We start from the raw sequence: 24,420 nt of genomic DNA, 5'->3' as shown, positions 1-24,420 counted from the left end.
AGTATGGCTTTTGATAGCGTTTAACTATTGCTAGAGGTCAATTATGAATAAGTTTAGTGAAAATCTAATAGCGATTTTTGGTCGAAAGCTGGCTATGATAAAAACTGTCAAAACCATAAATTATGGACGCCAGATAGCATTTATCCTAAGTTTAACTGTAGTGCCAATAGTCGTACAAGCAGCTGCTTATCAAACCTATGTCATTCATACGTATGGCGGTGATGCATTGCTACCTTCCGTTCGTCAGCAGTTAAATGCTAGTCGCGACGGCGGCACGGTGTCGACTTATCAAGATAAGCTAGTGCTTCGTACCACTGCCAGCAACTATCAGGCAGTACAAAAGCTATTGGCACAGATTGACCGTCAGCCACAAGCATTGACGGTCGCTGTGCGTGTCGGCAATAATAGCAGTGCTCAGGGTAATATTCAGCAAGGGCAGGTCACTATTAGTAATAGCGGTATTCAAGGCGTAGGGATTATCAACCAGAGTAATAGCCATCAGCAAAATAACAACTTATACCAAATCCAAACCTTATCGGGTAGCGCGGCAAGCATCAGCACTGATACACTCTACGCACTAAATCAAACCTATACTGCCAATAGTTATCCAACCTATCCATCTTACAACCGTCCAGTAGGAAGGATTATTATCCAGCAGCAGCTCTTATTGCCAACGAGCCAAGGTATTGCGGTCACGCCAAGACTGTTACCGAATGGACAAGTCGAAGTACAATTGACCCAAGTTGAAGAAAAGCTCGTGCGCGCCAATCCTTCTTATAATGGCTATGGTTACAATAGTAGCGTGCAAGGGCAAAGATTGCATAGCACCATTATTGTGCCACGTGGACAGTGGGTAACTATCGGGAAAATCTCTCAAAACAGCCAAAATCAGACCGCAGGTTATGGTGGCAACCAAAATAACAGCCGTAGCAATGATGTGCCAATATCGCTACTAGTACAGTAGCTAATGATAAATACTATAGCGAAATAAACATAAAAAGCGCGACACTGTTATTCACAATGCCGCGCTTTTTATAGTAACGATTATTTGTCAAAAATTAGTCAACATAGACCACTTCTAACGGTGGAAAACCATTGAACTCAATAGATGAGTACGAGTTGGTATAAGCACCCGTAGTTAACCAAAATATCTTATCACCAATCTCCAGCTCTTCTGGTAGCTGATAACCTGCCTCTTCATACATAATATCAGTTGAGTCACAAGTAGGACCTGCTAATACCACCGTACCCGCGCTGGTTGAGGTTTCCATTTTAGGTGTATAAACAGGGTACTTGATGGCTTCACCTAAGGTTTCAATTAACCCTTGAAATAAACCCACATCGGTATAGACCCAACGTGTCAGATCAGTATGCGATTTACGAGAAATCAATACCACGTCACTAACCAGTACGCCTGAACCGCCAACCAATGAGCGACCGGGCTCTAAAATAATCTCTGGCATATCTTCAGCACTATAGTCATCGCTTAAGTAGCTTTGAATCTCTTCAGCATAGACTTTGATAGGATTGACTTCGCTCAGATAGTTTGCCGGAAAGCCGCCACCCAAATTAATCATTTGAAGCTTAATGCCTTCTTCGTTCTTCATCCAATCAAACATATATTTAACTTTGGCTAAAGCATCATCCCAAGCGGCAACATCTTTTTGCTGACTGCCCACATGGAATGAGATGCCATAAGGTACCAAGCCCAATTCTTGCGCTTGAATCAACAGTTCAATCGCCATATTGGGGTGACAACCAAATTTGCGTGACAATGGCCATTCAGCGGTATCTGACCCTTGTACCAAGATACGTACAAATATTTTTGAGCCAGGCGCATATTTTGCGATGTTTTTTAAATCTGCTTCTGAGTCGGTCGCATACAAATCAACCCCTTTTTCAAAGGCGTATTTGACATGTTCAGGCTTTTTGATGGTATTACCATAAGAGATACGTGAGGGCTCAACGCCGCAGTCAAGCACGCGATCAAGCTCATAAATCGATGCACAGTCAAAGTTTGAACCAAGCTCAGCAAGCAGATTGATGACTTCAACAGCAGGGCTTGCTTTCATCGCATAATGGATTTTAGCATGAGGAAAAAAACCAACCATTTCATGATATTTTATTTTAATGCGATTAAGATCAACCACTAAAAATGGCGTTTCACGACCTTCAGCCGCTTTAGTAAATTTCTGCCAGCCGGCAGGGTCAAAATATTGGTCGATTTTAATCATAGTAAGACCTTTAATAAAAACAGTATTTAATGAGAACAAGGAATGAAGCTAACAAGGAGTGATGCTAACCAGAACTAATAAGAAAAGCCAAACTCTTTACGCTAAAATCTAAGCGTTCAATCGTCGCCTTATCGCTTCGCTATGTGCAGTATCTAAAACAGACAGCGTTTAAAACGTAGCATAAGCCATAAAAAAACCACTTGATGATAAACGTATGTGACAATCAACTTATCAAAGAAATAGATTAAGAGTTTGCTGGCTGTGGCTCTTTTTCCGCCATTTGCTCGCCTTGTTTCTCACGTATTTTAAGGACTTTACGCACCTTATCACGCGCACGTGTCTGTTTCAAACGCGACAAATAATCGACGAAAATCACCCCATTCAGATGATCCATTTCATGTTGGATGCAAACGGCAAGTAAGCCTTCTACTTCTTCATCAATCTTATCGCCATTCTCATCTAGGGCTTCGATACGCACTTTATTTGGGCGCTCAACTTTGTCATAGACGTCTGGCACGGACAGACAACCTTCTTCATACGGCTGCTTTTCTTCAACCAATGGCGTTACTTTGGGATTGATAAACACTCTTGGGCTGTCTTTGTCTTCTGATAAATCCATCACGATAAGCTGGATATGTTGATCCACTTGGCTTGCAGCCAGACCGATACCTTGCGCCTCGTACATGGTCTCAATCATATCGGTGATTAAGGTTTTGATTTCAGCAGTGACTTCCTTGACAGGCGTTGCAATCGTACGCAGACGCGGGTCGGGATAGCTTAAAATAGGGAGTAACGCCATAAGGCTCACCTCAATGATAAAGATAAAAAATAGGTTTGATATTATAAGATAAATGGGGACAAAAGTAATGCTTATCAATAGCTAAAGAGAGATATCCTGACTGATAAATATAAGAAAAATATAGTAATAATGTATGGATAGAGGAATTTGAAGCAATAAAAAAGGCCTTGATTGCACAAGACCTTTATTTTGTGTATACGTTATTGAAGTATATTAGCTATTTAGCTGTGTCCAATTATACGCGACGTTTACTCATAATCATCTCATAGATGAACAGTAAGATAATCGCACCAATTACTGAGAAGATTAGACCAGTGAAACCGCCATCAGCATTGATACCAATTAGGCCAGCAACGAAACCACCAAGCATCGCACCAACGATACCCAATACAATGGTCATAATCCAACCCATAGGATCGCTACCTGGCTTAATCGCACGTGCCAATAAACCTGCAACCAGACCAACAATAATCATCCAAATAAAGCTCATATCAATTCTCCTAAAGTGTCTATCATTTATAATGGTTTACTTATTTTGTTGAATCCATTGTAAACATTATCGACATTGAGAAATAAGCAAAAAATGTTACCTATGTATGGGCTCTGTGAGGAAAAAGCGATATTTGCTATTTAGCAGGGGAAATAGGTAAACGGGGTGTTACAAAGGTAGTAAAGTCGATAATGAAATGACTGTATGTCTCTATCAAAGTAGAAATAGTTTTTATAGGTATAAAAAGAAATAAAAAAGCGTAGCTCATTATTAATCAGCTACGCCTGTTATTCTACAGGGTTATAGAGCCAGACTAACTATTAGCTAAAGCGGTTAATAAACGCTGATGAATACCTTCAAAGCCGCCATTAGACATAATCACAATCGCATCACCAGCCTTGGCATATGTACAAATATGAGTAATGATATCTTCCACGCTAGAGAGTACCTGTTGGCTGCCAATATCTGGATTTGCGATAGTGGCATTATTAATGACTTCTTTTAGACCCCACTCAAGTCCGGTAGGCTCATACCACAATGTATGGTCGGCGAGAGCAGCGGACTCAGCCAAGCTGTCTTGATGGATACCCATTTTCATGGTATTGCTACGCGGCTCAATAATTGCCCAAAGTCGTCTATCAGCTAGCTTTTTCTTAGCACCATCCAAAGTAGTGGTAATTGCCGTTGGATGATGAGCAAAATCATCAAAGACCAAGATATCATTTACATTACCTATAAGCTCCATCCGACGTTTAATACCCGCAAATGCTGATAACGCCGCACAAGCAGTTTTGACACTGACGCCGATGTTATAAGCCGCTGCGACAGCAACCAAGGCGTTATTCACATTGTGAATGCCGCTCATCGACCAATCGACGACTCCCGTGGCTTCTTTATCAGCAATATCAGCCGCAAAACTAACCGCAAATTTACCACCATCTTCGCTGATAAGTTCAGCTTGCCAATCGCTACTATCTTTTACATGCTTATCTTTTGCGTGGGTATTATCTGTTGCATAGGTATTATGTGCCGCTGCGTCCAATACTGCTGTCCGCCAAACGGGTGTCCAAACACCTTTCGCTAACGTTTCCTCTAAGCTGGCAGTCGCTGTGGGCATAATGATTTTGCCAGTGCTTGGAATCATGCGCACCATATGATGAAATTGGGTCTGAATAGCATCAAGATCCGCAAAAATATCCGCATGATCAAATTCAAGGTTATTCAAAATAGCCGTACGCGGACGGTAATGTACGAACTTTGAACGCTTATCAAAAAATGCAGAATCATACTCATCTGCTTCGATAACGAAATAGCCAGTATTTGCTGAATCGTCATTATCAATTTTGTCAGCACCCAAATAACTGCTGTGAGCAAAGACTTGCTGCAAGTGTGCATCAGCAGTATCAACAAGTGGCACACCACCGATTAAAAACCCAGTGTCGATACCGGCATAATGCAATATCCACGCGAGCATGGTCGTCGTCGTGGTTTTACCGTGAGTACCTGCCACTGCGATGACATGGCGAGATTGCAACACTTGCTCAGATAAAAATTGGGGTCCAGAGGTATAGCGTAGACCTGTGTCCAGCATATATTCGATGACATCCATACCGCGCTTCATGGCATTACCAACGACGACTAAATCTGGTGCTGGTTGCAAATGCTCTACCAGATAGCCTTGCTCAATGGTCACGCCCGCGTTTTCAAGTTGGGTGGACATCGGAGGATAAACGTTGGCATCTGAGCCCGTGACCGTATGTCCAAGCTCGCGCGCTAGCAATGCCAGTGAGCCCATAAAAGTACCACAAATACCAAGAATATGAATATGCATAGACGTTCCGTACGAGCTTGAATAAGAGGAATGAAAATCTAACGTAAGCCAATAAAAGAGATTGCTGTATTTTGGCTGAGCTAATATTTATCTTAGCACTATTTAAGCCAATACTCTTTTATGTTGAGCCAACGACCGTAGCACAGCAGGCAAGCGCTCATTGTAAAGTAATCATGGTTCATTGACCAATAAAAAACGCCTAGTAAATAGGCGTTATCAAAATTATAAAGTAGTCGGATTTAGTGTCATCTCAAAGATGCTGTATGGCGTTACTATTCACGCATTTATTGACGTGCTAAAGCATAGTTTTCATCAGGATTTTTATACTCATCCATCATGATCAAGTGATTGTCTTGAATTTGATAGGTTTCGATATTTTTTTTCTCATAAACGATAGTGATTACATCATTGTCTTGACGATAGATACCGGATTCTATCAAAGGCGGTTGCGGCGTTTTGGCCTGATTAAAAACACTGGTTTTCAATACTGAACCGTCAGCGAATAAGTTTAGAGTTAGGTCGATACTGCCACAAGATGGGCAAGGGACAACGCCACCATAATCGCCCATCAAGGTCGCTTGCAACATACTGTCGCTATTTGCTGCTGAAATCATCGGTGAACGTGCTGAGTTATCATTCGAGTTTGCTGCTGCAATAAGTGCCTGTCCTTCTTGATCACTGTCTTCATTAGCTAATGCTTTAGCACTATTGTCTTCTAAGGCAGGTTCATCATTATTCAAAACGTTACTTTGGTCGCTGTTAATCGGCGCACCTTGGGTATTTTTATTTGTAGAAGAAGATGCACTGTCACAACTCACCAAGGCGATACAGACCGGTACGGCTAATAATAGACGTAGACAGCGGTTGTTAAGCGAGGAAGCAGAAAATACAGGCGAAAAATTTATCATAGTATTACCACAGAGCAGATTTTTAAACAATATTGCTAATTACAACTGATGTCATTTTGACTCTAAAATCAGCGTAAAAACCACATAGAACGAAAACGACTAGAGTAACGACAATAAGCCCGCGTTGCGAGCTTGATTTCGTTAAATTATGTGATAAAAATGGAGAAACTATGAATAGCGCGCCGTGCGTTATTTATCGAGCGATAGGCTTAGGAGTAGCAGGACGTACGATACGCCACAAGATAAGCAAATGGGTCAGTATCAGAATACTAAATAAAATCAAGGATTGTTCAGGGATGCTTAAGCCCAGAAACGTCCAGTCAATAGAGGCGCATTCACCAGAGCCCGCAAATACTTCTTTTAATACCTGCTGCATAGGCAAGGTGTCAAGCCAATAATCCAAACCCGGACCACATGACGGGACTTGATCTGCTGGTAAATGCTGTAGCCAAACATGACGTCCTGCGACTATCGCCGCCCAGCCGATACCCGCTAAGCTACCAAGCCAAAGTAGTAGTCTGATAACCATCGATTTTGGATGAAACAAAGCGGCGATTAAAGCAAACCCGCCCATGATCATCAGACCAATCCGCTGAAAAATACAAAGTGGGCAAGGTGAAAACCCCATATAACGCTGTAAGAAAAATAGTGCAAAGCTCATGCCTATCGCGGTCATTATGACTAAAAACACTTGCAGATTGCGGTAAGTGGTTAGCTGTAGCATGGGGCAGATACTCTTATAAAGTGCTTGTTAATAAAGGACAGAAAGATATGAAAGATTAACGATATTGCTGCAAGAAATCCATGAAATCTTCTGTTTCAGCTGCTTCTATCTCCGCTTGTTGTAAGATGGATTTTTCGGCCAGCACTTCATATCTTGCTTGGGTATTTGGACTGAGGGTCTGCTGCAATAACGAGTCGCGGTGCTGTTGCGCTAAGGTAAAGCCCAACTGCCATAAACTGCCCAAGCGCTTGCTATCAGAGTTCACTTGCGCTGAAATAGTTGACTCAGAGTGACCAGCTTTGCCTTGCATCAAGGCAACTGCTGCCCGATAATCATTGCCCCCATAGTGTGCATCTAGTAGTGCCGCTAACGGCTGCATACGATTTAGATGCATCAGCATCCAGCTCTCTAATGATTGCTCGGCACCATTATTAAGGATTTGTAGATTGTCACGGCGACCTTCATTAACGACGCGCTCAAGATTGATAGCGAGCGCATCTTCTTCCTCAGGCATTAATTCAGGGGAATCACTAAGCAAGCAATAAAGCGCCATCACTTCTAAAAAGCAAGCACTAGATAAGCGGATACCGATATCGCTATAAGGGTCCAAATCAATCGCACGAAACTCAACGTAAGCGATACCGCGACGCTCAAGTGCTTCAGTTGGGCTTTCGCCACTCATGGCTATTTGTTTAGGACGAATAGGGCTGTAGTATTCATTTTCTATTTGTAAAATATGATTGTTGATTTGAATAGGATTGCCATTCTCATCATCTAAGCCAAGCTTCTCAAAGCTTTCGTGCGGGGTTTGAATCGCACGGCGCAGACCTTTGACATATTCGGGCAAATTGTTGTAGCGGATATCAAGGTGCTCTTGCACGCTATTGGTATAGCCAAGTTTGCCCATACGCAGGCTGGTAGCAGTTGGTTTATAATAGGTTGAATTATTGAACATCTCAAGGTCGTGCTCAATCCCTGAAACAAAACAAGGGCAAACACTCGGACTTGCGCCCAATAAATACAGCACCAAGCTGGTCAGGCGCTTAAAGTTACGAATCAGACCCAGATATTTATCGTTTTTAAACTCTGTTAATGTCAGAGATTGTGCAGTAGGCGTTTGTGTTTGCCACGCAGTGAATAAATCGTCACCAAATGATAAATTATAATGTAAACCTGCAATGGTCTGCATCCGGCGACCATAACGAACACCAAGTCCACTACGGTACAAAGTTTTCAATTTACCCGTGTTAGAGCTACCATAGTCCGCCAGCGGAATATCTTCATCATTTGATGACAGCATACAAGGCATAGACAGCGGCCACATCAGCTCATCTTCAGGCATACCTTTATAGACCAATAGATGCAGCTGACGCAGCATATTTAGCGTCTCTTTTGGTGATGACTTGGGGTCGGTAATCAGCTCAAGTAAGCTTTCAGAGTAATCCGTCGTAATAAAAGGATGAGTCAGCTTGGAGCCGAGTTTGGCAGGATGCGGCGTTTGTGCTAAGTAACCATCAGGCTTCACGCGCAATCCTTCTTTTTCGATACCACGTAACATGCCTGCTAAATGCTCGCTGGCAAACCAGTTTGGAATATCAAAATCGACAAAGCTACTCGCAAAATTACTCATAAGGATCATCTGTTGTTATTGGTTATTATTGATTAAAAAACCATCAATGGTTAATCGGAAAATAGAGAATAGTGACTTCAGTTTAGCCCAAAGACAGGCTAAAAACCACGCACGATTACAAATACGGTCAGTTTTACTGAAGGTGAATTCCACATTGTTTGGCAGAAAATCTAGCCATAAAATAGCAGTAAAGCCCTAAGAAAGTTGTGACTTTAATTGATCGTTTGTGCTTATTTTCTTGAAAGCTTTTATGGAGGGCAACTCTATTTTTATCAATAGCCCATGCACCCAAATTTTTACAGGAAAAATATCTGAAATAAAAAGCACCTACCAATCGGGTAAGTGCCATAGCAAAACAATTCTTTATCCAATCATTGGATATTAAGATATACCAAAGCAAGTATTTAGATCGAGAATGACGAGCCGCAGCCACAAGTGGTCGTGGCATTAGGGTTGGTCACGATAAAGCGTGCGCCTTCCAAGCCTTCGGTATAATCAACGGTAGAGCCTTGCAGGTATTGATAGCTTAATGAGTCAACGACCAAGGTCACATCGTTATTATCGAAGTTGGCATCATCTTCATTGAGCTCATTGGCGAAGTTAAAGCCATAAGAAAAGCCTGAGCAGCCGCCGCCCGTCACATAGACGCGTAGCATCAAGTTGCTATCACCTTCTTCTTCACGCAGGCGACGGACTTTTTGCGCCGCACTGTCAGTCAGGTTCAGAACCGTTGGATCGACAGGTTGGCTTGAGCTTGGATTAAATTGGTTGGCTGGTTGGTTCATATCTACCTCAATTGCTAAAATCAGATGTTATTATTTTTACGTATGCGAGGTCGTCTATTGATACAGGCTAAGATGACTTGCCAGTAGCTTTTCATAGCTGCTATTCATGACCTACCGGCAACTGCACTATTCTTTATGCAAGGTATCGCTATTTTTGGACACCCACTGCGATATAGACAGCATAGTAACTAGGCTTTAATTGAGAATATCAGCACTTAACTGCCTGATGTCAATAGTGTTTTGCTAGTATAACATAGTTGGGCTAATGATTAATTTGTCAAGGGTAACAGTAGCGTTTGCTATTATAACGTACTTATATATGCCCTTTGTTGTTTGTTAATACAAGGGAATTAGTAGCAGTATAAAGGTTTGAATTTAAAATACTTATTTAATTGTTTGCCTATCGGTTAGGCGTTTGAAATAATAGCCGCCAGTAAACACGCCAGAGAAGTGTTTTTCCTATTGCCTTATGTTTTATATTACCGCTGAGATGAAGAAATTATATGATCGAATTTAAAGACGTTGGTGTTCGCCGTGATGGTCGTGAGTTGTTTGCAGGGGCAAGCTTCCAGCTACATCCGGGCCACAAAGTTGGCTTAACGGGCAATAACGGGACCGGAAAATCGACCTTATTTGCCTTGTTATTGACACGAATGGGTACCGGCGATACCGAAGTGACCCTTGATAGGGGTGAAGTGAGTATCCCTGATAGCTGGCACGTAGCGCACATGGCGCAGGAAGTTGGCGCGACCACACAGACGGCGATTGATTATGTGCTAAGCGGTGATGAGCAGTGGTACGAGATTAATGCTACTTTGAATGACTTAAGCAGTGTCAGTGATGAGCAGATTGGTGTGCTGCATCAGCAGTTTGATGAGATTGATGGCTATCGTACGCCAACCAAAGCCGCGCAAATTATGGCGGGTCTTGGTTTTAATACCAACCAGCACGAACTACCAGTAGAAGGGTTTTCAGGGGGTTGGCGTATGCGCTTAAACCTTGCTAAGACCTTGATGAGCCGCGCTGACTTGATGCTACTCGATGAACCAACCAACCATTTGGATTTGGATGCTATCTTGTGGCTTGAGACGTGGATTAATGCTTTTACTGGTTTGGTCATCGTGATTTCGCATGATCAAACGTTCTTAGATAACACCGTTGGTCATATCTTGCACGTTGAGCAACAAAAAATCACCCTTTATACCGGTAACTATCAGCAGTTTATTCGAACCCGTCATGAGCGTATGGCGCAGCAGCAGCAAGCGTTTGAGAAGCAAGAAGCGACCAAAGCACATTTGGATGACTTTATTCGTCGTTTCCGTGCTAAAGCCAGTAAAGCAAAGCAAGCGCAGAGCCGTATCAAGCAGCTTGAGCGCATGGCAGAGCTGTCGCCGATGATGGCAGACAACCCGTTCTCGTTTCGCTTTTATGAGCCGGCTAATATGAGCTCGCCATTGATTGAGTTGACCGATGCGGATATTGGTTATAGCGACACGCCACTTCTTTATAATGCAAACGTACAAGTTACCCCTGATACTCGTATTGGGCTGCTTGGAATGAATGGCGCTGGTAAGTCGACCTTGATTAAAGCCTTGGTCGGTGAGCTTGGCGTATTAAAGGGCAGCTATAACGTTTCTGATACGCTAAAGCTTGGCTACTTTAACCAGCATCAAATGGATATCCTTGATCCGAAGGCAACGCCGATAGAGATGTTGCGTCGTTTGGCAGGCAAAACGTCTGATGCGATGTTACGCTCGTTTTTGGGTAGCTTTGATTTCCGTGGCGACCGTATCGATACCATAAGCGAGCTATTTTCTGGTGGTGAGCGTGCGCGCTTAACATTGGCTTTGATTGTTTGGCAACGTCCGAACGTGCTGGTACTCGATGAACCAACCAACCATTTAGACCTACAAATGCGTCAGGCGTTGACGATTGCTTTGCAAGGTTTTGAAGGGGCAGTGGTACTAGTCTCGCATGACCGCGAGTTGATTGCCAATGTCTGTGATGAGCTATTTTTGGTACATGATGGTCAAATCGATGAGTTCGATGGTGACATCAGTGATTATGGTAAATGGCTTGCTGAAAAACGTAAACAAGAAAATTCGCAAGACAAAAATACCAGTAAGAAGAAAAGCAAAAAAGAGAGTAAGAAGTTTGTTTCACGTGAAACAGATGCCAATTCAGTAGGTAGCCAAGCAAGCAAGCAAGTGGGTAAAGATGCGCAGCGCAAGCTGGCCGCTGAACAACGCAAATTAACCGCGCCTATTCGCCGTGATATTGAAAATACAGAAAAGACCTTGGCAACAATTGATGGAAAGCTGCTGGTGTTAGAAGAAAAGCTGGCGAATACGGATCTTTATGAAGAAAGTCGTAAGGCTGATTTGATGGTATTGCTGAATGAGCAAACCGTGCTACAGCAACAACATAGTCAACATGAAGAAAAATTGCTACTGGCAATGACAACCTTGGAAGAAATGGAAGCCAATATCGGCTAATACCGTGAGGTTTTTATCAATTGGTTTTTAATCGAAACCAAGCGATAAAACTCAGTCATTAAAAAAGGGAAGGCTTACGCCTTCCCTTTTTTTACTTTATTGCCTTACTCTCTACGATATCGACCATCACCATAAGATAGGATTTCCATCGTAGTAGTACAAAGCTGACAGTTTATTTGACCAGCAGCAGCTTTAGATAAATCAAGGATGCGACCTCGTATAAAAGGCCCTCTATCTGTAATTTTCACAATCACACTCTGCTTTGTCTTTTTGTTGGTCACTTGTACCTTCGTACCAAACGGCAGCGTTCTATGTGCGGCTGTCAGGGAGTTCATATTGAAGATACTACCACTTGCCGTACGCTTACCGTGGAACTTGCTACCGTAGTAGCTGGTATTGCCGGCGAAAGCAGTGGCGCTCAATAGTATTGATAAAGTGATGACTAAAGACTTGATTAAATAAGACATTTAAAACCTTTTGGCTATTGAAGAAATAGACAGATACTCTTGCCTATGTTATGCATACTCCCTATGAGTACAAATAATATAAAACATCATACAAGAAATAACTTTTCACATTCTTACAGCTCTGTAAAAAAACTCTTTAGGTCAAAAATGCTGTTTTAACAGTAAGTTATGATATATATACCTATTTTGCTATATTTAGATTGCTGTTAATATAAACAATTTATTGGTCGATTCTCTCATTATAAAATCAGTTGAAAGTAAAAATCCTTCATAGTAAACAGTATGTTTCAAAGAAAAATATCCCTTGCATACTACTATCTGCCTAGCAGAGACGATAATAATGTATAGCAAGTGCACGGTATCGCTTTTAAGTTGAATCCCCTATATTGGTAATATTTCTACAATGGTATTTGGTTTTTTTAGCGCTATCATTATAAGTAGACTAGGGTCACAATCTGTTATATCGCCAACCTAATTTCGATTACTAGCGTTTACAATTGGCATTTCATTATTATTAATAGATCTTATTTTGAGGAACATAACATGGCAGAAAAAAACTACTATGACATTTTAGGGGTCAACAAAGACGCCTCAGACGCCGATATTAAAAAAAGATATCGTAAGCTCGTCCGTCAATATCATCCAGATGTCAGCGATGCGCCAGATGCCGATAATAAGATTGCTGAGATTAATAATGCTTATGAAACCATCAGAGATAAGGACAAGCGTGCTGAATATGATGCGATGCTAAACAATCCTTTTGCTGGTCAAGGTGGCGGTTTTGGCGGGCAAGCAGGTGCTGGTCAGGGTGGCTTCCGTTGGGAAGATATCAAAGATCAGTTTGGGGAAGGTGAGGCTTACGGCGATGGAGGTTTCCGCTTCGATGATATTTTTTCGGCATTTGGACGCGGCGCACGCGGACAAAATAGTGGTCAGTCGCAATATGGCGGCTTTGGCAACCAAGATAGTAAAGGTCAAGATCAACATGCCGAGATTACGGTTGATTTGGCTTCGGTCTATAACGGTGATGACTATAGTATTAAGTTAAATGTTCCGGTGCGTCAGCCAAATGGCAGTGTGGGCTACGATAATAAGACCCTTAAAATTAAAATCCCTAAAGGCATTACGGATGGCAAGCAAATTCGATTAGCTGGACAAGGAGCGGCTGGCAGCGGTAATGGTAAAAATGGTGATTTATTTTTAAAGGTTAAAATCAGTCATGCTTCAAATATCCGTATCGAAGGCGCAGATATTTACCAAACTGTAAACATCGCCCCATGGGAGGCAGCACTGGGTGAAAAAATTAATGTTAATACGCCAGCGGGCACACTAGGTGTGACAATTCCTAAAAATAGCAAATCAGGCAGCAATTTACGTCTAAAAGGCAAAGGTATTCCTGCTAAAGAAGCAGGCGATTTATACTTAACCCTAAATATTGTCAATCCAGATATCAATAGTGAAGCGGAAATCAACGCTTATGAAGCACTAAAACAAGCCTTCACTGACACAACCATTGAACGATAAACAAATAGATTTATAAAAGCCGTTTAATACCTTAATAGAGATGTAGACGATAACGATAAAATAAAGAAAAACGAGGATAATCGCTATGAAACACTCGCCTGAATTTAATGACATTATCATGAGCTTAGATGAGCTGATATCTGCCTGTGGTCAAGAGCGCCAGTGGGTGATCGAGCTGATTGAAGAGAACATCATCGAATATGATGTACCAGAGCGCGAGCAGTTTACTGGCTATCAGCTGACGACTGTGCGCCGTGCGTCCCGCCTAAGTCGCGACTTTGAAGCCAGCGTGCCAGCAATTGGTCTGATACTTGAGCTGCTAGATGAAATCGAGCAACTGCGCCAATTAAAACGTCAATTGAATATGCAAGCACCTGTTATTGAAGTCACGATTGACCAATTAAAATAGTTAAATGAACAGTAAAAGCCGATCATAAAAAAGAGCCCAATCATTGATTGGACTCTTTAGCATTTAAGCATACGATTTTATAGCAAATTAACGAGCATATTTTGGATCAGCAGCAGCAGTAAATAAGACATCTGTTGATGAGTTCAAAGCAGTTTCTGCCGAATCTTGTATGACGCCGATGATGAAGCCAATAGCGACCACTTGCATAGCAATGTCATTTGGAATACTAAATAGGCTTGCCGCTAATGGAATCAGTAGCAATGAACCACCAGCAACACCAGATGCGCCGCAGGCACTAATCGTCGCGACCAAGCTTAATAGCAGTGCTGAGGCAAACGTCACTTCGATACCGAGCGTATGAGCAGCAGCAAGCGTTAAAACGTTAATAGTGATTGCAGCGCCTGCCATATTGATGGTAGCACCCAGTGGAATAGTCACTGAATAGGTGTCTTCATGTAGACCCAATTTACGGGCAAGGTTCATATTAACGGGGATATTTGCCGCTGATGAGCGTGTAAAGAACGCAGTGATACCAGACTCACGTAAGCAGATAAACACGAGCGGATAAGGATTTTTTCCTGTCTTAACTAAGATAATGAGCGGATTGACGACTAGCGCGATAAATAGCATACAACCGACCAATACCATCAAGATGCGTGCATAGCCAGCTAAAGCTTCAAAGCCTGTCTCAGCGACGGTATTGGCAACCAAACCCAAAATACCAAAAGGCGCTAAGGCAATGACCCATTTGACCACTTGTGAGATGGCATCAGAAAAATCACCAACCACGGTACGAGCAGTATCACTCGCCTGACGTAAAGCAAAACCAATGATAATTGCCCATGCCAAAATACCAATATAGTTGGCTTCAGCGATAGCCTGAACGGGGTTGGCGACCAAATTCATCAGCAAGTTGGTCAACACTTCTTTTAAATTTGCTGGCGGTACTTGCTCAATTACCGCATTGACTAAAACCAGCTCGGTTGGAAATAAGAAGCTTGCCCCTACAGCAGTCAGCGCTGCTAAAAAAGTGCCAAACATATACATGATCAGCACGGGTTTAACATAGACCTCATTGCCACTACGATGTTGGCTAATGGCTGCCATGACCAAAACGAATACCAGTATCGGCGCGACAGCTTTTAGTGCCCCTACAAATAAAGTACCCAATAATCCTAATGCAATACCAACATTTGGTGCCAACCAACCTATTAATACCCCTAATACTAAACCGATAATAATAAGCGGTACCAGTCCTATACGCTGGTACATCGCAATCAATGAACGCATCTATACACCCTCAACCTTGTCAATAAATAAGATATTTATAGCGAAAACAGAAAAATAATCGGAGGATGGTAGCATTTTTTGGGATAAGCGCCTACCTTTAACCCGCATCTGACTGGGATGATAGAGCTAAAGAAAAGGCATTATATGTGGCAAAAAGAATGATTTTACCATAACAAATAAAGCGGTTTGAGGAATTAAACTGTAAAGTGGGTTAGCTCATAGCCGAGTTGTTGATAGCTTTTATATTTATGACGACCTTCTTGCACACTAGCTGCATCAGGTTTTATCAGCTCAAGGACGCGAGTAGGTTTCGCATTGATAGTAGCTGTCATAAAAGTGCTTACTGGATGTATAGTGGTATTAAGAACCATACCTTTAAAGTTAGCAGGTATATAATTGCTAAGAAGTACAGGCGCTAACGCTTTATGGTTGATATCAGTATCAGCATTCAAAAGGCGTTGATGGGGGATAAAGCTAGTAGCCTCTTGTTCCCATAGCGCCTTATCAAGCGTCGATAGCAATTCATCATCGTCGATAAGAATTAACAATGATTGATTGCTTTTATTAAGCGCGGTTTGGGTCAGCTGACAAATAAAGCCCAAGAAATCTTGGGCTTTATTCTCAGTTAATACATAGAAGCTAACGTTCATAAACTGATTTTCATTAATTGGTTTTCATTAATAAGTTATGCCATGTTTGCACTATTTCTCAGATATTGCATAAATAACGGTACAGGACGACCAGTCGCAGCTTTGTCTTGACCTGAAATCCATGCCGTACCAGCGATGTCTAAATGCGCCCATGCTTGGCCTTCTTCTATAAAGCGCGATAAGAAACATGCGGCAGTAACAGCACCAGCACCTTTACCACCGATATTTTGAATATCAGCGATAGGCGAGTCAATCTGCGCTTGATACTCGTCATCCATTGGCATGTGCCAGATAAGATCACCTGATAAATGACTCGCGTTTTCTAAGTCGAACAACACATCTTCGTCATTACTAAAGACCGCTGAGCGGACGTGACCTAGCGCAACCACACAAGCACCAGTCAAGGTTGCGACATCGATGATGGCTTTTGGTTGATAATACTTCTGTACGTAGCACAAGGTATCGCACAATACTAAACGACCTTCAGCATCGGTATTTAATATCTCAACTGACTTACCGTTCATTGCTATGATGATATCGCCAGGGCGCGTTGCCTCTCCCGATGGCATATTTTCAGCACAAGCTAGCGCACCGACGACGTTGATAGGTAGACGCGCTTCACACAAAGCTTTGATAGTACCTAGTACCGCAGCAGAACCGCCCATATCAAATTTCATCTCATCCATCGCCGCACCCGGTTTGATTGAGATGCCACCTGAATCGAAGGTGACTCCTTTACCGACCAATACGATAGGCGAGTCGTCATTTGCAACTTGCACATCATCATTACTATCTTGTTTCGCGTTTTTAGCGGCTTTTTTGCTAGCAGCTTTGGTTGGTAACTTATCAGCTAACGCTTTTAAACCACCAGCTACTTTTGCGCTGTTGGTAGTGGCTTTGCTAGTATCGCCATCAGCATTGACGCTAAAATTAGACTTGCCACGATATTCTATTAGTACAAGTTTACCTTCTTTGGTAGAGCCTTGCGCGACCGATAGAAAGCAGTTCATACCTAATGCTGACATCTCTTTTTCACCTAATACAGTGACTTTTAATAGGTCAGGATAAGTGGCTGCCAATTCCTGTGCTTGCTCAGCCATATACGCTGGGAAACAGATATTACCCGGCTCATTGGCGACATCACGGGTTAAGCTTTGACCAGTGAAGACCGCTTGTGCAAAGTTTAACGATTCCTCTAAAGATGGCTCTGCCAGTAAGTAAATATCCGTTAAAACAGGCGTTTGCTGCTCAGATTTGTACTTGTCAAAACGATAGCTTGCTGCCAGTAGGCTCAGCGCGAATTGACTAAAATGGTTTTCTTCTAAGCTATCGCCCAGCGCAACAGTGATAGAGTCAACACGCTTTTGCGTGCTCTTATAAATGGTATTGGCAATTTTTTCTAGAACGCTATGACGTAATTTATCAACATTACCCACACCGACCAATAACAGCTGTACTGGATTTTCTTTGGTGGTTTTCTTATCACCAGCTAAAGCATAGTCAGCAACGGTTTCACAAGCTTTGCCGTTAAAGTGCGATACTTCAATCAATTGCTCAATACGGGTGTGATAATCGCTCAATACCGACTCTGCTAAGATGTTTTTCTTATCATCGATTAAGACGACGAGGCAAGCGGCATCTTTGCTTTTGGCTTCTTTTTTAAGAATTTTTTGTGTATGGGTTTTCGGTAAACTTTGCGTTAATTTAATATTCATATATTGTTATCCTTATTAGATGAATGCATTTTTTTAAAAGCGTGAATACAGTAAGGTGTCAAATTTAAAAAGATATCAAATTTTACCTGCTAACGCATTTGAGTCGATAGTGTATTCTAACTGCTACTTATCTTAAATAGCACACCTATCAAGCAAGCATAGTAGTGTAGCATATCGGCATACAGTACGCAGTTAGCAAGGGTTAGGTAATGTTTCTGGAGCTATTTCTTGCATTATTCTAGGGTCTGTCGTTAGCTGTTAGTCAACTTATCAGTCGCTACTAGAGCGGCAAATCTATCTTGAAGTGCAGCCATCGCACTGTCATGCACAGTACTAGCCGTTATGACTTGTCCTGCAACACTAGGCAGATCGCGCGTGGCACAAGCATCATGGCAAACAAAATTTTCAAAACCCAAATCAAAGGCTGCTCTGACGCTTGAGCTGACGCACATATGGCTCATAAAGCCTGCAAAAATAATTTGTTGCTTACCAGCCGATTTTATTAGCGCTTGCAGCTCGGTATCATAAAATGCATTAGGGTGCATTTTAACAATGGTTTTTTCGTCATTAATGGGCTGCAGGCTATTAATAATATCTACTTTTGATGATAATGGATTGAAAATTTTGTCATTATCCTGCCCGTGATGAGTAACATGAAATATCGGGATAGCTTCGCTTCTAGCTCTATCGAGTAGCAGGCACGCGTTCGCAGTAGCTTTACTACCGGCATCACCTAACGGCATCGCGCCGTCAACATATTCATTCTGAAAATCAATCATGACGATAGCGCAATTTGACCAATCAATCTCATTAAATTGACCACCAGCTAATCCAAGTAAAGTAGAGGGAATAGACATTTTATGCTCCGTTAATTAGTAAACGATATAAGTGTAGATGCTAAATCTTAAATAATTTTGAATGTTAACTAACGTTAAATACTAACAACTAATGCTGATAGTATTCAGTACGTGATACGTACAGTACACAAATTCAGTTAGAAAGCATGTATGAGAGACTTACTCGTGATGTCTGAGTTAAAGCGCTTATATCTTATATAATGCGATTAGGTTTTAAATAACGCAGTTACGTCCCTATTTAACCCTGTTGATGAGTGAGTAATAAATGCGTTATTGATAACGGCTAGGTAATGTTTCCAAACACATTTCCACGCTATTTTTTCTAGAAATATGCTAGCATTAGCGGTTATGCCTATCGTCTCTGGTCAAGCTTAACTGTCCTTATCAATACAGTCGCGATGAACCGCACGAACGCCAACTTCTACAACCGCTAAGAGTGCCTACTGTGATATTACGCCGCTATATGACCCAACAAGTTGCCTCAACGACCGCATTAGTCTTGGGGTTTTTAGTGGTGATGATGCTGGGCGGACGTTTGATACGCTATTTTGGTATCGCAGCTGAAGGTAATTTAGACATCGGTTTGCTGTTTACCATCATTGGTTATAACCTACCGTATTTCTTAGAGCTTATCCTACCATTAGCGTTTTTTATTGCGTTAATGCTGGTATTTGGGCGCCTGTATGTTGACCAAGAAATGGCGGTGATTAATGCCAGTGGCGTGTCGCGCGGTCGGCTTGGGCGCTTGATGACGCCATTGATTTTGGCATTGTTTGTGGGTGAGGCAGCATTATCCATCGTTGGTAAGCCATGGGGCGTGCGTTCATCTGAGAATGTCTGGCAACAGCAAGCGTTGACCAGTGCCTTTGACTTAATTCGCCCCAATCAATTTATCAGCAGTGGCAATTATCATCTGTATGTGGGCAGTTTAAGTGATGATAAAAAACAATTACAAGATGTGATATTGATTCAGTCTGAGCCTGAAAAAAAGGGCAGTGGGGCTAAAAATAATACTGCTAAAAATAGTACCATGGATCTTGAAAATAACATCGATGTCGAAACTGCCGAACAGCTTAATATTCCAGAATTGCCCACAGCGCTTGCCAATAATAATATTAGCAAAGACACGATTACGCTTGCCAAACGTGCTGAACAAGTAGATACGGGCAATAGTGGCGTGACCCAATTGGATTTGTTCCAAGGTCGCCGTTATGAAGTCGGGGCTGGTAGCTTGAAATACAATCAAGTAGGTTTTGATCGCTATCGTATTACCTTGACGGAGTCGTCGAAAGAAGTCATCACTGAAGACAATATCGAGACGCAAGCGATTGGACCGTTATGGCAGGCGGCAACAGGCAATGCGCAAGTGGGCAGTAATAATGCCATGCGTGCGGCCCAAGGCGAGCTTGGTTATCGTTTATCGTTACCATGGCTGATGATTATTGCGCCGATGCTCGCCGTACCACTGGCGCAAGTTCGTCCACGTCAAGGTCGTTGGTTACGCCTATTTCCCTCTATTTTACTGTTTGTCAGCTGCGCACTCGGTATCATCTCACTCAAAAATGCTGTCGGTAAAGGCAGTGTAAGCGTGTGGGCTTATGCATGGCTCATCTTAGGGTTTATGGCATTGGCACTGTATATGAATTGGGGTAGCCGCGTGCAGCACCGATTGCGCTTTCGCAAGCCAGAAAATGAGCTTTTGACGGTTACCGACAATCAAAATAGTAGCTCACAAGGAGGGCAATCCTAATGAGTGCTCTATTCTCTAAATCATCGAAGCCGAATTCGCCAAATGCTCAATCGCTACTTAGCCCAAAACCGACTAACCTCAAAGTGCTTAGCCGCTATGTGAAACTAAATGCCTTGCTAGCGATTATCGCGGCGGTCATAGGGCTATGGGCATTACAGCTGGTATTCTCTTATTTATCTGAGCTTGATTCGCTAGATGATAGCTATACGATGGGAGAGGCAATCAGATATATCTTTTATCGCTCGCCTTATTTTTTAGAACAATTTATCCCAACAGGGGCATTATTGGGTGCGGTCGTTGGTTTGGGCTTGCTGGCCAATAACAGTGAACTGGTCGTCATGCGAGCTGCTGGTATTAGCGTTTATCGAATCGTCAGTTGGGTATTGCAGCCAGCTATGATTTTTGTAGTATTAGCATTATTCATTAACCAGTTTGTGTTGCCGTATTCCAATCAATTGGCAAATGAGATTAATAGTGAGGATAACAGCTCGCTAGTGACTTCAGTACGTGGTTACTGGACAGTGCAACCACGCTTTGAGAATACAAAAGACGGCAGTGCTAAGCCGAGTGGTAGTGATATCTTGTATATCGATTATGCTGATGTCAAAGGGAATATCGGTCAGGTAAAGCGTTGGCACTTAGATAATAACGGCAACTTGCAAACTGCCATTCATGCTGAAGGTGGTAAATATATCGGGCGCGAGGCGCTTGCTACCGCTAGCAGCAAACCGAGCGAGCAATATCGTTATGAGTGGCAGCTGAACAATATGACCAAGCTGATGATTAATCAAGGCTTTGAAAGTAGCCAAGCCATATCGCCCACAGACACATTGAGTTTACCGTTTGCCCCTGAGTCTGTGTATTTGCTCACGCGTCAAGCCGAAGATTTATCTCTTACGCAACTTTATGAGCATCGTCAATTTATGCGTCAGCAAGGCACTCGCTCTTTAAGTCATGAGCTGGCGTTTTGGCAAAAGCTATTATCACCCTTGTCTATCTTGTCATTAGTGATTGTCGCCTGCTCGTTTGTCTTTGGCTCATTGCGTACGCACAGTCTCGGCTTGCGTATCGTCGTGGCATTATTATTTGGGCTGCTATTTAGTTATGTGCAGGATTTGGTCGGTTTTGTTTCACTAGCAACGGGCTTTTCGCCGCTACTGATGGTGATATTACCGATTATTGCCAGTGCATTGTTGGGTGGATATTTACTGAAACGGCAGATGTAACTCTCAAAATGAGGTAAATCTAAAAGTTTAGCCATATGATTTAGCGTGCTTTTTATTTGTCTGATTCTAGGATTTAATCTTTGGTTGCCATGGTAATCGTATAAGTCTTGCCCTGTTTTACCTTTTCGCTATTACCAAAGACTTCGGTAAATGAGCGTTTCATAAATTGACGTAAGCCATTAATCGTCACCACGTAAAAGCGTCCACCTTTACGCATACGCGCATGAGCATCTAGGAAATAAAGGTAATGCTGCTCTTTGCCTACTTTGGCTGGTAAGTTTGACATCACAAGGCTAAAGTCTTTGTCTTTTGCCACGTGATTAAAGCCATTTGATAAATGTACATCGACATTTTTTAGACCATTCTTTTCACAATTAAGGCGTGCATATTCTACTGCCATAAAGTCTTTATCAATCAAAGTATGCTGACCATTAGGACATTCGCGCGCTGCTGCCATACCCAGAACGCCGTAGCCACAGCCCAAATCTATCGAGTCATCATCCGCCTGAAAATCCACATAATCAAGTAACATCAAGCTACCGTCATCGAGCTTTTGTGGTGAAAAAATACCCCACGTGGTCGCAAAATCAAACGGCTTGCCGAGTACGTCTTCGCGAAAATTAATATCTTCGCGCCAGTATTTTGCTTTTTCTAATAGATCGCTAGGTGGTCTATGGCTCATGGAATTCTCGGATTATAGATAAGTAAAAGGTGGTGCATTGCTCAAATGAACAGGGTGCACATTATGATGAGTATTGTAACGATAAAAGGGAAGATTTGCAGCTACGTATTAGTGGAAATTGTGATGGGCACTAAAGGAGGGGTATTTGACAGGAACGATTGTCAGATTTATGTCAGGTTGAAGTTACCCGTTTACGCATTTATATCGTAAATGCTATAGCATCCTTATTGAAGCTATGGAATACTAATAAAGCTAACTAATTGGTCAACTATTTATTGTAGTGTCTTCTTGATATGAAGAATTACGGTCATACTAGGAGTTGTACCAGCTTACTAAGATTAAACTCACCAAGCTTTACTTAATTAGAAAGGATGCTTAAATATGAAGTCTAAAATCAAAACGAAAATAAACCCAGCGCAAGAAACATTTATTCATATCGTGCATAGTAAGCGTATTAAGCCTCTCAAAAAACAGCCGGGTGTCAAATGTGTGGAAGCAGTAAAAACTATCGATAAAGCTTATCTGGCTGAGCTATCTGGTTGTGATGAATATGTGTCTATCGCTTTTTGTTATAAAAACTATAATGAAGAGACCAAGCCTCGTCTTAGTGAAAATGAAAGCTGTGCTGTGATTAGTGTGGCCAAAGCCAAAGAGCTATTAAATACCACAGAGTTGGCTGAAGAAGCATTGTCTGCTGTCAGTATTATTCTGTTTAGCGCTGTATCACAGACGTTTGGTGGCTTCTTAACGGATGGGGAAACCAGTAAGCGTTATGTACTATCAAAAGGCACAGAATATGCAGGCTTGTCCTCATTATCGCTATAGCATATAAGCAAGATTACGTTTCTATTAAGTATGAAAAAACGGCAGTATTATTATAATATTGCCGTTTTTTTGCTTTAATTTATAAATTTTTATATTGTTAATAATATCTCGTAAATCAGTAATCTAACCCCTTGGATGATGTTCAGCATGAAGTTTTTGCAATCTAGCCGTCGCCACATGGGTATATATCTGCGTCGTCGATAAATCACTATGTCCCAGCAATAACTGCACGCTCCGTAAATCCGCACCGTGATTGAGTAAATGGGTAGCAAAAGCATGACGTAAGGTATGCGGTGATAGGTCTTTATCAATACTGGCAACTTTGGCGTATTTCTTTAGCAGATACCAAAAGTTTTGCCGGGTCATATAGCCACCTTGGGCGGTCAAAAACACTGCTTGGCAATTTCCTGCTTTTAAATGGGCTATCAAATCACCACGTCCATGCGTCAAATAATCTTCAAGCGCATCTGATGCATATTCCCCTAAAGGCACTAAGCGGGTTTTATTGCCTTTCCCCGTGATTTGCAGCCAGCCTGAGTTTAGATTCACTTGTTCAAGAGACAAGTTAACCAACTCACTGACGCGCAAACCGCAAGCGTAAAGTACCTCTAACATGGCTTTATCACGTAGCCCTAGCGCAGTACTACTATCGGGCGCGGCAAGGAGATTATCAACGTCAGCTTCTGCCAAATCTTTTGGCAGTGGACGACCAAGTTTTGGGCTTTTAACACGCTCACAAGGATTGTCTTCACGTAGGTTGCTGGCAATCATCCACAGATAAAACTGACGCAAACTTGAAAGCATGCGCGCTTGCGTACGCGGCGTTTTGCCATCTTGAGTGAGAATAGACAGGCAGTGGAGCACGTCTTCGGGCTGCCAACGCGTTAATGCCGCGTGATTGGTTAATTCGCAGGAGCGCAAATCACGCACATAGGCGTTACGGGTACGTGTGGCCAAACCACGAGCCAGCATTGCTTGACGAAATTCGGTTATATAAGCCGGTTCATCATCTACGGCCAGCGCTTTTGGTTGGCGCTGCTGTACGGCACGGTCGCGGCTCATAAGACATACTCAGTAGTGGTATAAGAAAATCCGAGTTAATATAGACGATATTTTTTATTTTAAACTG

22 protein-coding genes are annotated in these 24,420 nt (G+C 42.3%); 7 read left to right on the top strand and 15 right to left on the bottom strand.

The features are described 5' to 3' along the window. Positions 1–43: 43 nt before the first annotated feature. Positions 44–964, top strand: coding sequence for a hypothetical protein (locus JMX75_RS01065; protein WP_133103997.1), 921 nt, complete (start codon positions 44–46; stop codon positions 962–964). Positions 965–1,058: 94 nt separating this feature from the next. Here JMX75_RS01065 and JMX75_RS01060 read toward each other — a convergent pair whose 3' ends face one another. The 8 genes from JMX75_RS01060 to erpA form a co-directional block, all read right to left on the bottom strand. Continuing rightward, complete coding sequence (locus JMX75_RS01060; RefSeq protein ID WP_201530604.1) at positions 1,059–2,234, bottom strand: type III PLP-dependent enzyme; 1,176 nt, start codon at positions 2,232–2,234, stop codon at positions 1,059–1,061. 244 nt (positions 2,235–2,478) lie between these two features. Next, positions 2,479–3,033 carry a peptide deformylase gene (gene def, locus JMX75_RS01055; protein ID WP_133103996.1) on the bottom strand — a complete coding sequence of 185 codons (555 nt, stop codon included), beginning with the start codon at positions 3,031–3,033 and terminating at the stop codon, positions 2,479–2,481. A 235-nt stretch (positions 3,034–3,268) separates the two neighbouring features. Further along, positions 3,269–3,523 carry a GlsB/YeaQ/YmgE family stress response membrane protein gene (locus JMX75_RS01050; protein ID WP_011512415.1) on the bottom strand — a complete coding sequence of 85 codons (255 nt, stop codon included), beginning with the start codon at positions 3,521–3,523 and terminating at the stop codon, positions 3,269–3,271. Between the two features lie 313 nt (positions 3,524–3,836). Then, positions 3,837–5,354, bottom strand: coding sequence for a UDP-N-acetylmuramate:L-alanyl-gamma-D-glutamyl-meso-diaminopimelate ligase (gene mpl / locus JMX75_RS01045; protein WP_133103995.1), 1,518 nt, complete (start codon positions 5,352–5,354; stop codon positions 3,837–3,839). A gap of 284 nt (positions 5,355–5,638) precedes the next feature. Then, positions 5,639–6,262, bottom strand: coding sequence for a copper resistance protein NlpE N-terminal domain-containing protein (locus JMX75_RS01040; RefSeq protein WP_201530603.1), 624 nt, complete (start codon positions 6,260–6,262; stop codon positions 5,639–5,641). Between the two features lie 193 nt (positions 6,263–6,455). After that, the gene (locus JMX75_RS01035) at positions 6,456–6,986 is read right to left on the bottom strand and encodes a disulfide bond formation protein B (protein ID WP_020442440.1); all 531 of its coding nucleotides are present in this window, start codon (positions 6,984–6,986) and stop codon (positions 6,456–6,458) included. Positions 6,987–7,041: 55 nt separating this feature from the next. Then, on the bottom strand, positions 7,042–8,625 hold the full coding sequence (gshA, locus tag JMX75_RS01030; RefSeq protein ID WP_413786610.1) for a glutamate--cysteine ligase: 1,584 nt from the start codon (positions 8,623–8,625) through the stop codon (positions 7,042–7,044). Positions 8,626–9,020: 395 nt separating this feature from the next. Next, complete coding sequence (erpA, locus tag JMX75_RS01025) at positions 9,021–9,401, bottom strand: iron-sulfur cluster insertion protein ErpA (RefSeq protein ID WP_011279349.1); 381 nt, start codon at positions 9,399–9,401, stop codon at positions 9,021–9,023. 503 nt (positions 9,402–9,904) lie between these two features. On the opposite strand from erpA, the gene JMX75_RS01020 reads away from it, so the two are divergent. Beyond that, the gene (locus JMX75_RS01020) at positions 9,905–11,896 is read left to right on the top strand and encodes an ATP-binding cassette domain-containing protein (protein ID WP_201530601.1); all 1,992 of its coding nucleotides are present in this window, start codon (positions 9,905–9,907) and stop codon (positions 11,894–11,896) included. A gap of 104 nt (positions 11,897–12,000) precedes the next feature. Here JMX75_RS01020 and JMX75_RS01015 read toward each other — a convergent pair whose 3' ends face one another. Continuing rightward, positions 12,001–12,363: a septal ring lytic transglycosylase RlpA family protein gene (locus tag JMX75_RS01015; RefSeq protein WP_011512421.1), complete on the bottom strand. Its 363-nt coding sequence runs from the start codon at positions 12,361–12,363 to the stop codon at positions 12,001–12,003. Between the two features lie 543 nt (positions 12,364–12,906). Here JMX75_RS01015 and JMX75_RS01010 point away from each other — a divergent pair. Both JMX75_RS01010 and JMX75_RS01005 read left to right on the top strand, forming a co-directional pair. Beyond that, a complete protein-coding gene (locus JMX75_RS01010) occupies positions 12,907–13,887 on the top strand; it encodes a DnaJ C-terminal domain-containing protein (RefSeq protein ID WP_201530600.1) in 981 nt (326 codons plus the stop codon). Between the two features lie 85 nt (positions 13,888–13,972). Next, complete coding sequence (locus JMX75_RS01005) at positions 13,973–14,296, top strand: chaperone modulator CbpM (RefSeq protein ID WP_020442445.1); 324 nt, start codon at positions 13,973–13,975, stop codon at positions 14,294–14,296. A gap of 87 nt (positions 14,297–14,383) precedes the next feature. Here the strand turns inward: JMX75_RS01005 and sstT are convergent, their stop codons facing one another. The 4 genes from sstT to JMX75_RS00985 form a co-directional block, all read right to left on the bottom strand. Then, positions 14,384–15,586 carry a serine/threonine transporter SstT gene (gene sstT / locus JMX75_RS01000; RefSeq protein WP_011512424.1) on the bottom strand — a complete coding sequence of 401 codons (1,203 nt, stop codon included), beginning with the start codon at positions 15,584–15,586 and terminating at the stop codon, positions 14,384–14,386. Between the two features lie 194 nt (positions 15,587–15,780). Then, positions 15,781–16,236, bottom strand: a complete 456-nt coding sequence (locus JMX75_RS00995) for a DNA polymerase III subunit chi (protein WP_201530599.1) — start codon at positions 16,234–16,236, stop codon at positions 15,781–15,783. A gap of 35 nt (positions 16,237–16,271) precedes the next feature. Next, positions 16,272–17,951 (bottom strand): leucyl aminopeptidase, encoded by a 1,680-nt coding sequence (locus tag JMX75_RS00990; RefSeq protein ID WP_201530598.1) that lies wholly within the window; start codon positions 17,949–17,951, stop codon positions 16,272–16,274. Positions 17,952–18,202: 251 nt separating this feature from the next. Then, a complete protein-coding gene (locus JMX75_RS00985; RefSeq protein ID WP_201530597.1) occupies positions 18,203–18,808 on the bottom strand; it encodes a cysteine hydrolase family protein in 606 nt (201 codons plus the stop codon). A gap of 463 nt (positions 18,809–19,271) precedes the next feature. On the opposite strand from JMX75_RS00985, the gene JMX75_RS00980 reads away from it, so the two are divergent. Beyond that, complete coding sequence (locus tag JMX75_RS00980) at positions 19,272–20,558, top strand: LPS export ABC transporter permease LptF (RefSeq protein ID WP_201530596.1); 1,287 nt, start codon at positions 19,272–19,274, stop codon at positions 20,556–20,558. After that, positions 20,558–21,784 (top strand): LPS export ABC transporter permease LptG, encoded by a 1,227-nt coding sequence (gene lptG / locus JMX75_RS00975; RefSeq protein WP_201530595.1) that lies wholly within the window; start codon positions 20,558–20,560, stop codon positions 21,782–21,784. Before JMX75_RS00980 ends, lptG begins: the two co-directional genes overlap by 1 nt. Positions 21,785–21,857: 73 nt before the next feature. Here lptG and JMX75_RS00970 read toward each other — a convergent pair whose 3' ends face one another. Continuing rightward, positions 21,858–22,466 carry a class I SAM-dependent methyltransferase gene (locus JMX75_RS00970; protein WP_020442451.1) on the bottom strand — a complete coding sequence of 203 codons (609 nt, stop codon included), beginning with the start codon at positions 22,464–22,466 and terminating at the stop codon, positions 21,858–21,860. Between the two features lie 381 nt (positions 22,467–22,847). Here JMX75_RS00970 and JMX75_RS00965 point away from each other — a divergent pair, with 381 nt between their 5' ends. Next, positions 22,848–23,291, top strand: a complete 444-nt coding sequence (locus JMX75_RS00965; RefSeq protein ID WP_011512431.1) for a hypothetical protein — start codon at positions 22,848–22,850, stop codon at positions 23,289–23,291. Positions 23,292–23,414: 123 nt separating this feature from the next. On the opposite strand, the gene xerD is transcribed toward JMX75_RS00965, so the two are convergent. Further along, positions 23,415–24,353 (bottom strand): site-specific tyrosine recombinase XerD, encoded by a 939-nt coding sequence (gene xerD / locus JMX75_RS00960; protein ID WP_201530594.1) that lies wholly within the window; start codon positions 24,351–24,353, stop codon positions 23,415–23,417. Positions 24,354–24,420 lie beyond the last annotated feature (67 nt).

The sequence above is a fragment of the Psychrobacter sp. LFX-11D genome (genome assembly GCF_904846475.1).
GTDB lineage: Bacteria > Pseudomonadota > Gammaproteobacteria > Pseudomonadales > Moraxellaceae > Psychrobacter > Psychrobacter cryohalolentis.
This window is presented reverse-complemented; position numbering and strand designations above follow the sequence as displayed.

Bases quoted from the DNA above. Each gene is read 5' to 3' on its own strand.
- JMX75_RS00985 (WP_201530597.1), bottom strand. From the start codon at position 18,808: ATGTCTATTCCCTCTACTTTACTTGGATTAGCTGGTGGTCAATTTAAT.
- JMX75_RS01010 (WP_201530600.1), top strand. From the start codon at position 12,907: ATGGCAGAAAAAAACTACTATGACATTTTAGGGGTCAACAAAGACGCC.
- JMX75_RS00990 (WP_201530598.1), bottom strand. From the start codon at position 17,951: ATGAATATTAAATTAACGCAAAGTTTACCGAAAACCCATACACAAAAA.
- JMX75_RS01015 (WP_011512421.1), bottom strand. From the start codon at position 12,363: ATGTCTTATTTAATCAAGTCTTTAGTCATCACTTTATCAATACTATTG.
- JMX75_RS01005 (WP_020442445.1), top strand. From the start codon at position 13,973: ATGAAACACTCGCCTGAATTTAATGACATTATCATGAGCTTAGATGAG.
- JMX75_RS00970 (WP_020442451.1), bottom strand. From the start codon at position 22,466: ATGAGCCATAGACCACCTAGCGATCTATTAGAAAAAGCAAAATACTGG.
- JMX75_RS01060 (WP_201530604.1), bottom strand. From the start codon at position 2,234: ATGATTAAAATCGACCAATATTTTGACCCTGCCGGCTGGCAGAAATTT.
- mpl (WP_133103995.1), bottom strand. From the start codon at position 5,354: ATGCATATTCATATTCTTGGTATTTGTGGTACTTTTATGGGCTCACTG.
- def (WP_133103996.1), bottom strand. From the start codon at position 3,033: ATGGCGTTACTCCCTATTTTAAGCTATCCCGACCCGCGTCTGCGTACG.
- JMX75_RS01040 (WP_201530603.1), bottom strand. From the start codon at position 6,262: ATGATAAATTTTTCGCCTGTATTTTCTGCTTCCTCGCTTAACAACCGC.
- lptG (WP_201530595.1), top strand. From the start codon at position 20,558: ATGAGTGCTCTATTCTCTAAATCATCGAAGCCGAATTCGCCAAATGCT.
- JMX75_RS01020 (WP_201530601.1), top strand. From the start codon at position 9,905: ATGATCGAATTTAAAGACGTTGGTGTTCGCCGTGATGGTCGTGAGTTG.
- xerD (WP_201530594.1), bottom strand. From the start codon at position 24,353: ATGAGCCGCGACCGTGCCGTACAGCAGCGCCAACCAAAAGCGCTGGCC.
- JMX75_RS00995 (WP_201530599.1), bottom strand. From the start codon at position 16,236: ATGAACGTTAGCTTCTATGTATTAACTGAGAATAAAGCCCAAGATTTC.
- erpA (WP_011279349.1), bottom strand. From the start codon at position 9,401: ATGAACCAACCAGCCAACCAATTTAATCCAAGCTCAAGCCAACCTGTC.
- JMX75_RS00980 (WP_201530596.1), top strand. From the start codon at position 19,272: ATGACCCAACAAGTTGCCTCAACGACCGCATTAGTCTTGGGGTTTTTA.
- JMX75_RS01035 (WP_020442440.1), bottom strand. From the start codon at position 6,986: ATGCTACAGCTAACCACTTACCGCAATCTGCAAGTGTTTTTAGTCATA.
- gshA (WP_413786610.1), bottom strand. From the start codon at position 8,625: ATGATCCTTATGAGTAATTTTGCGAGTAGCTTTGTCGATTTTGATATT.
- JMX75_RS00965 (WP_011512431.1), top strand. From the start codon at position 22,848: ATGAAGTCTAAAATCAAAACGAAAATAAACCCAGCGCAAGAAACATTT.
- JMX75_RS01065 (WP_133103997.1), top strand. From the start codon at position 44: ATGAATAAGTTTAGTGAAAATCTAATAGCGATTTTTGGTCGAAAGCTG.
- sstT (WP_011512424.1), bottom strand. From the start codon at position 15,586: ATGCGTTCATTGATTGCGATGTACCAGCGTATAGGACTGGTACCGCTT.
- JMX75_RS01050 (WP_011512415.1), bottom strand. From the start codon at position 3,523: ATGAGCTTTATTTGGATGATTATTGTTGGTCTGGTTGCAGGTTTATTG.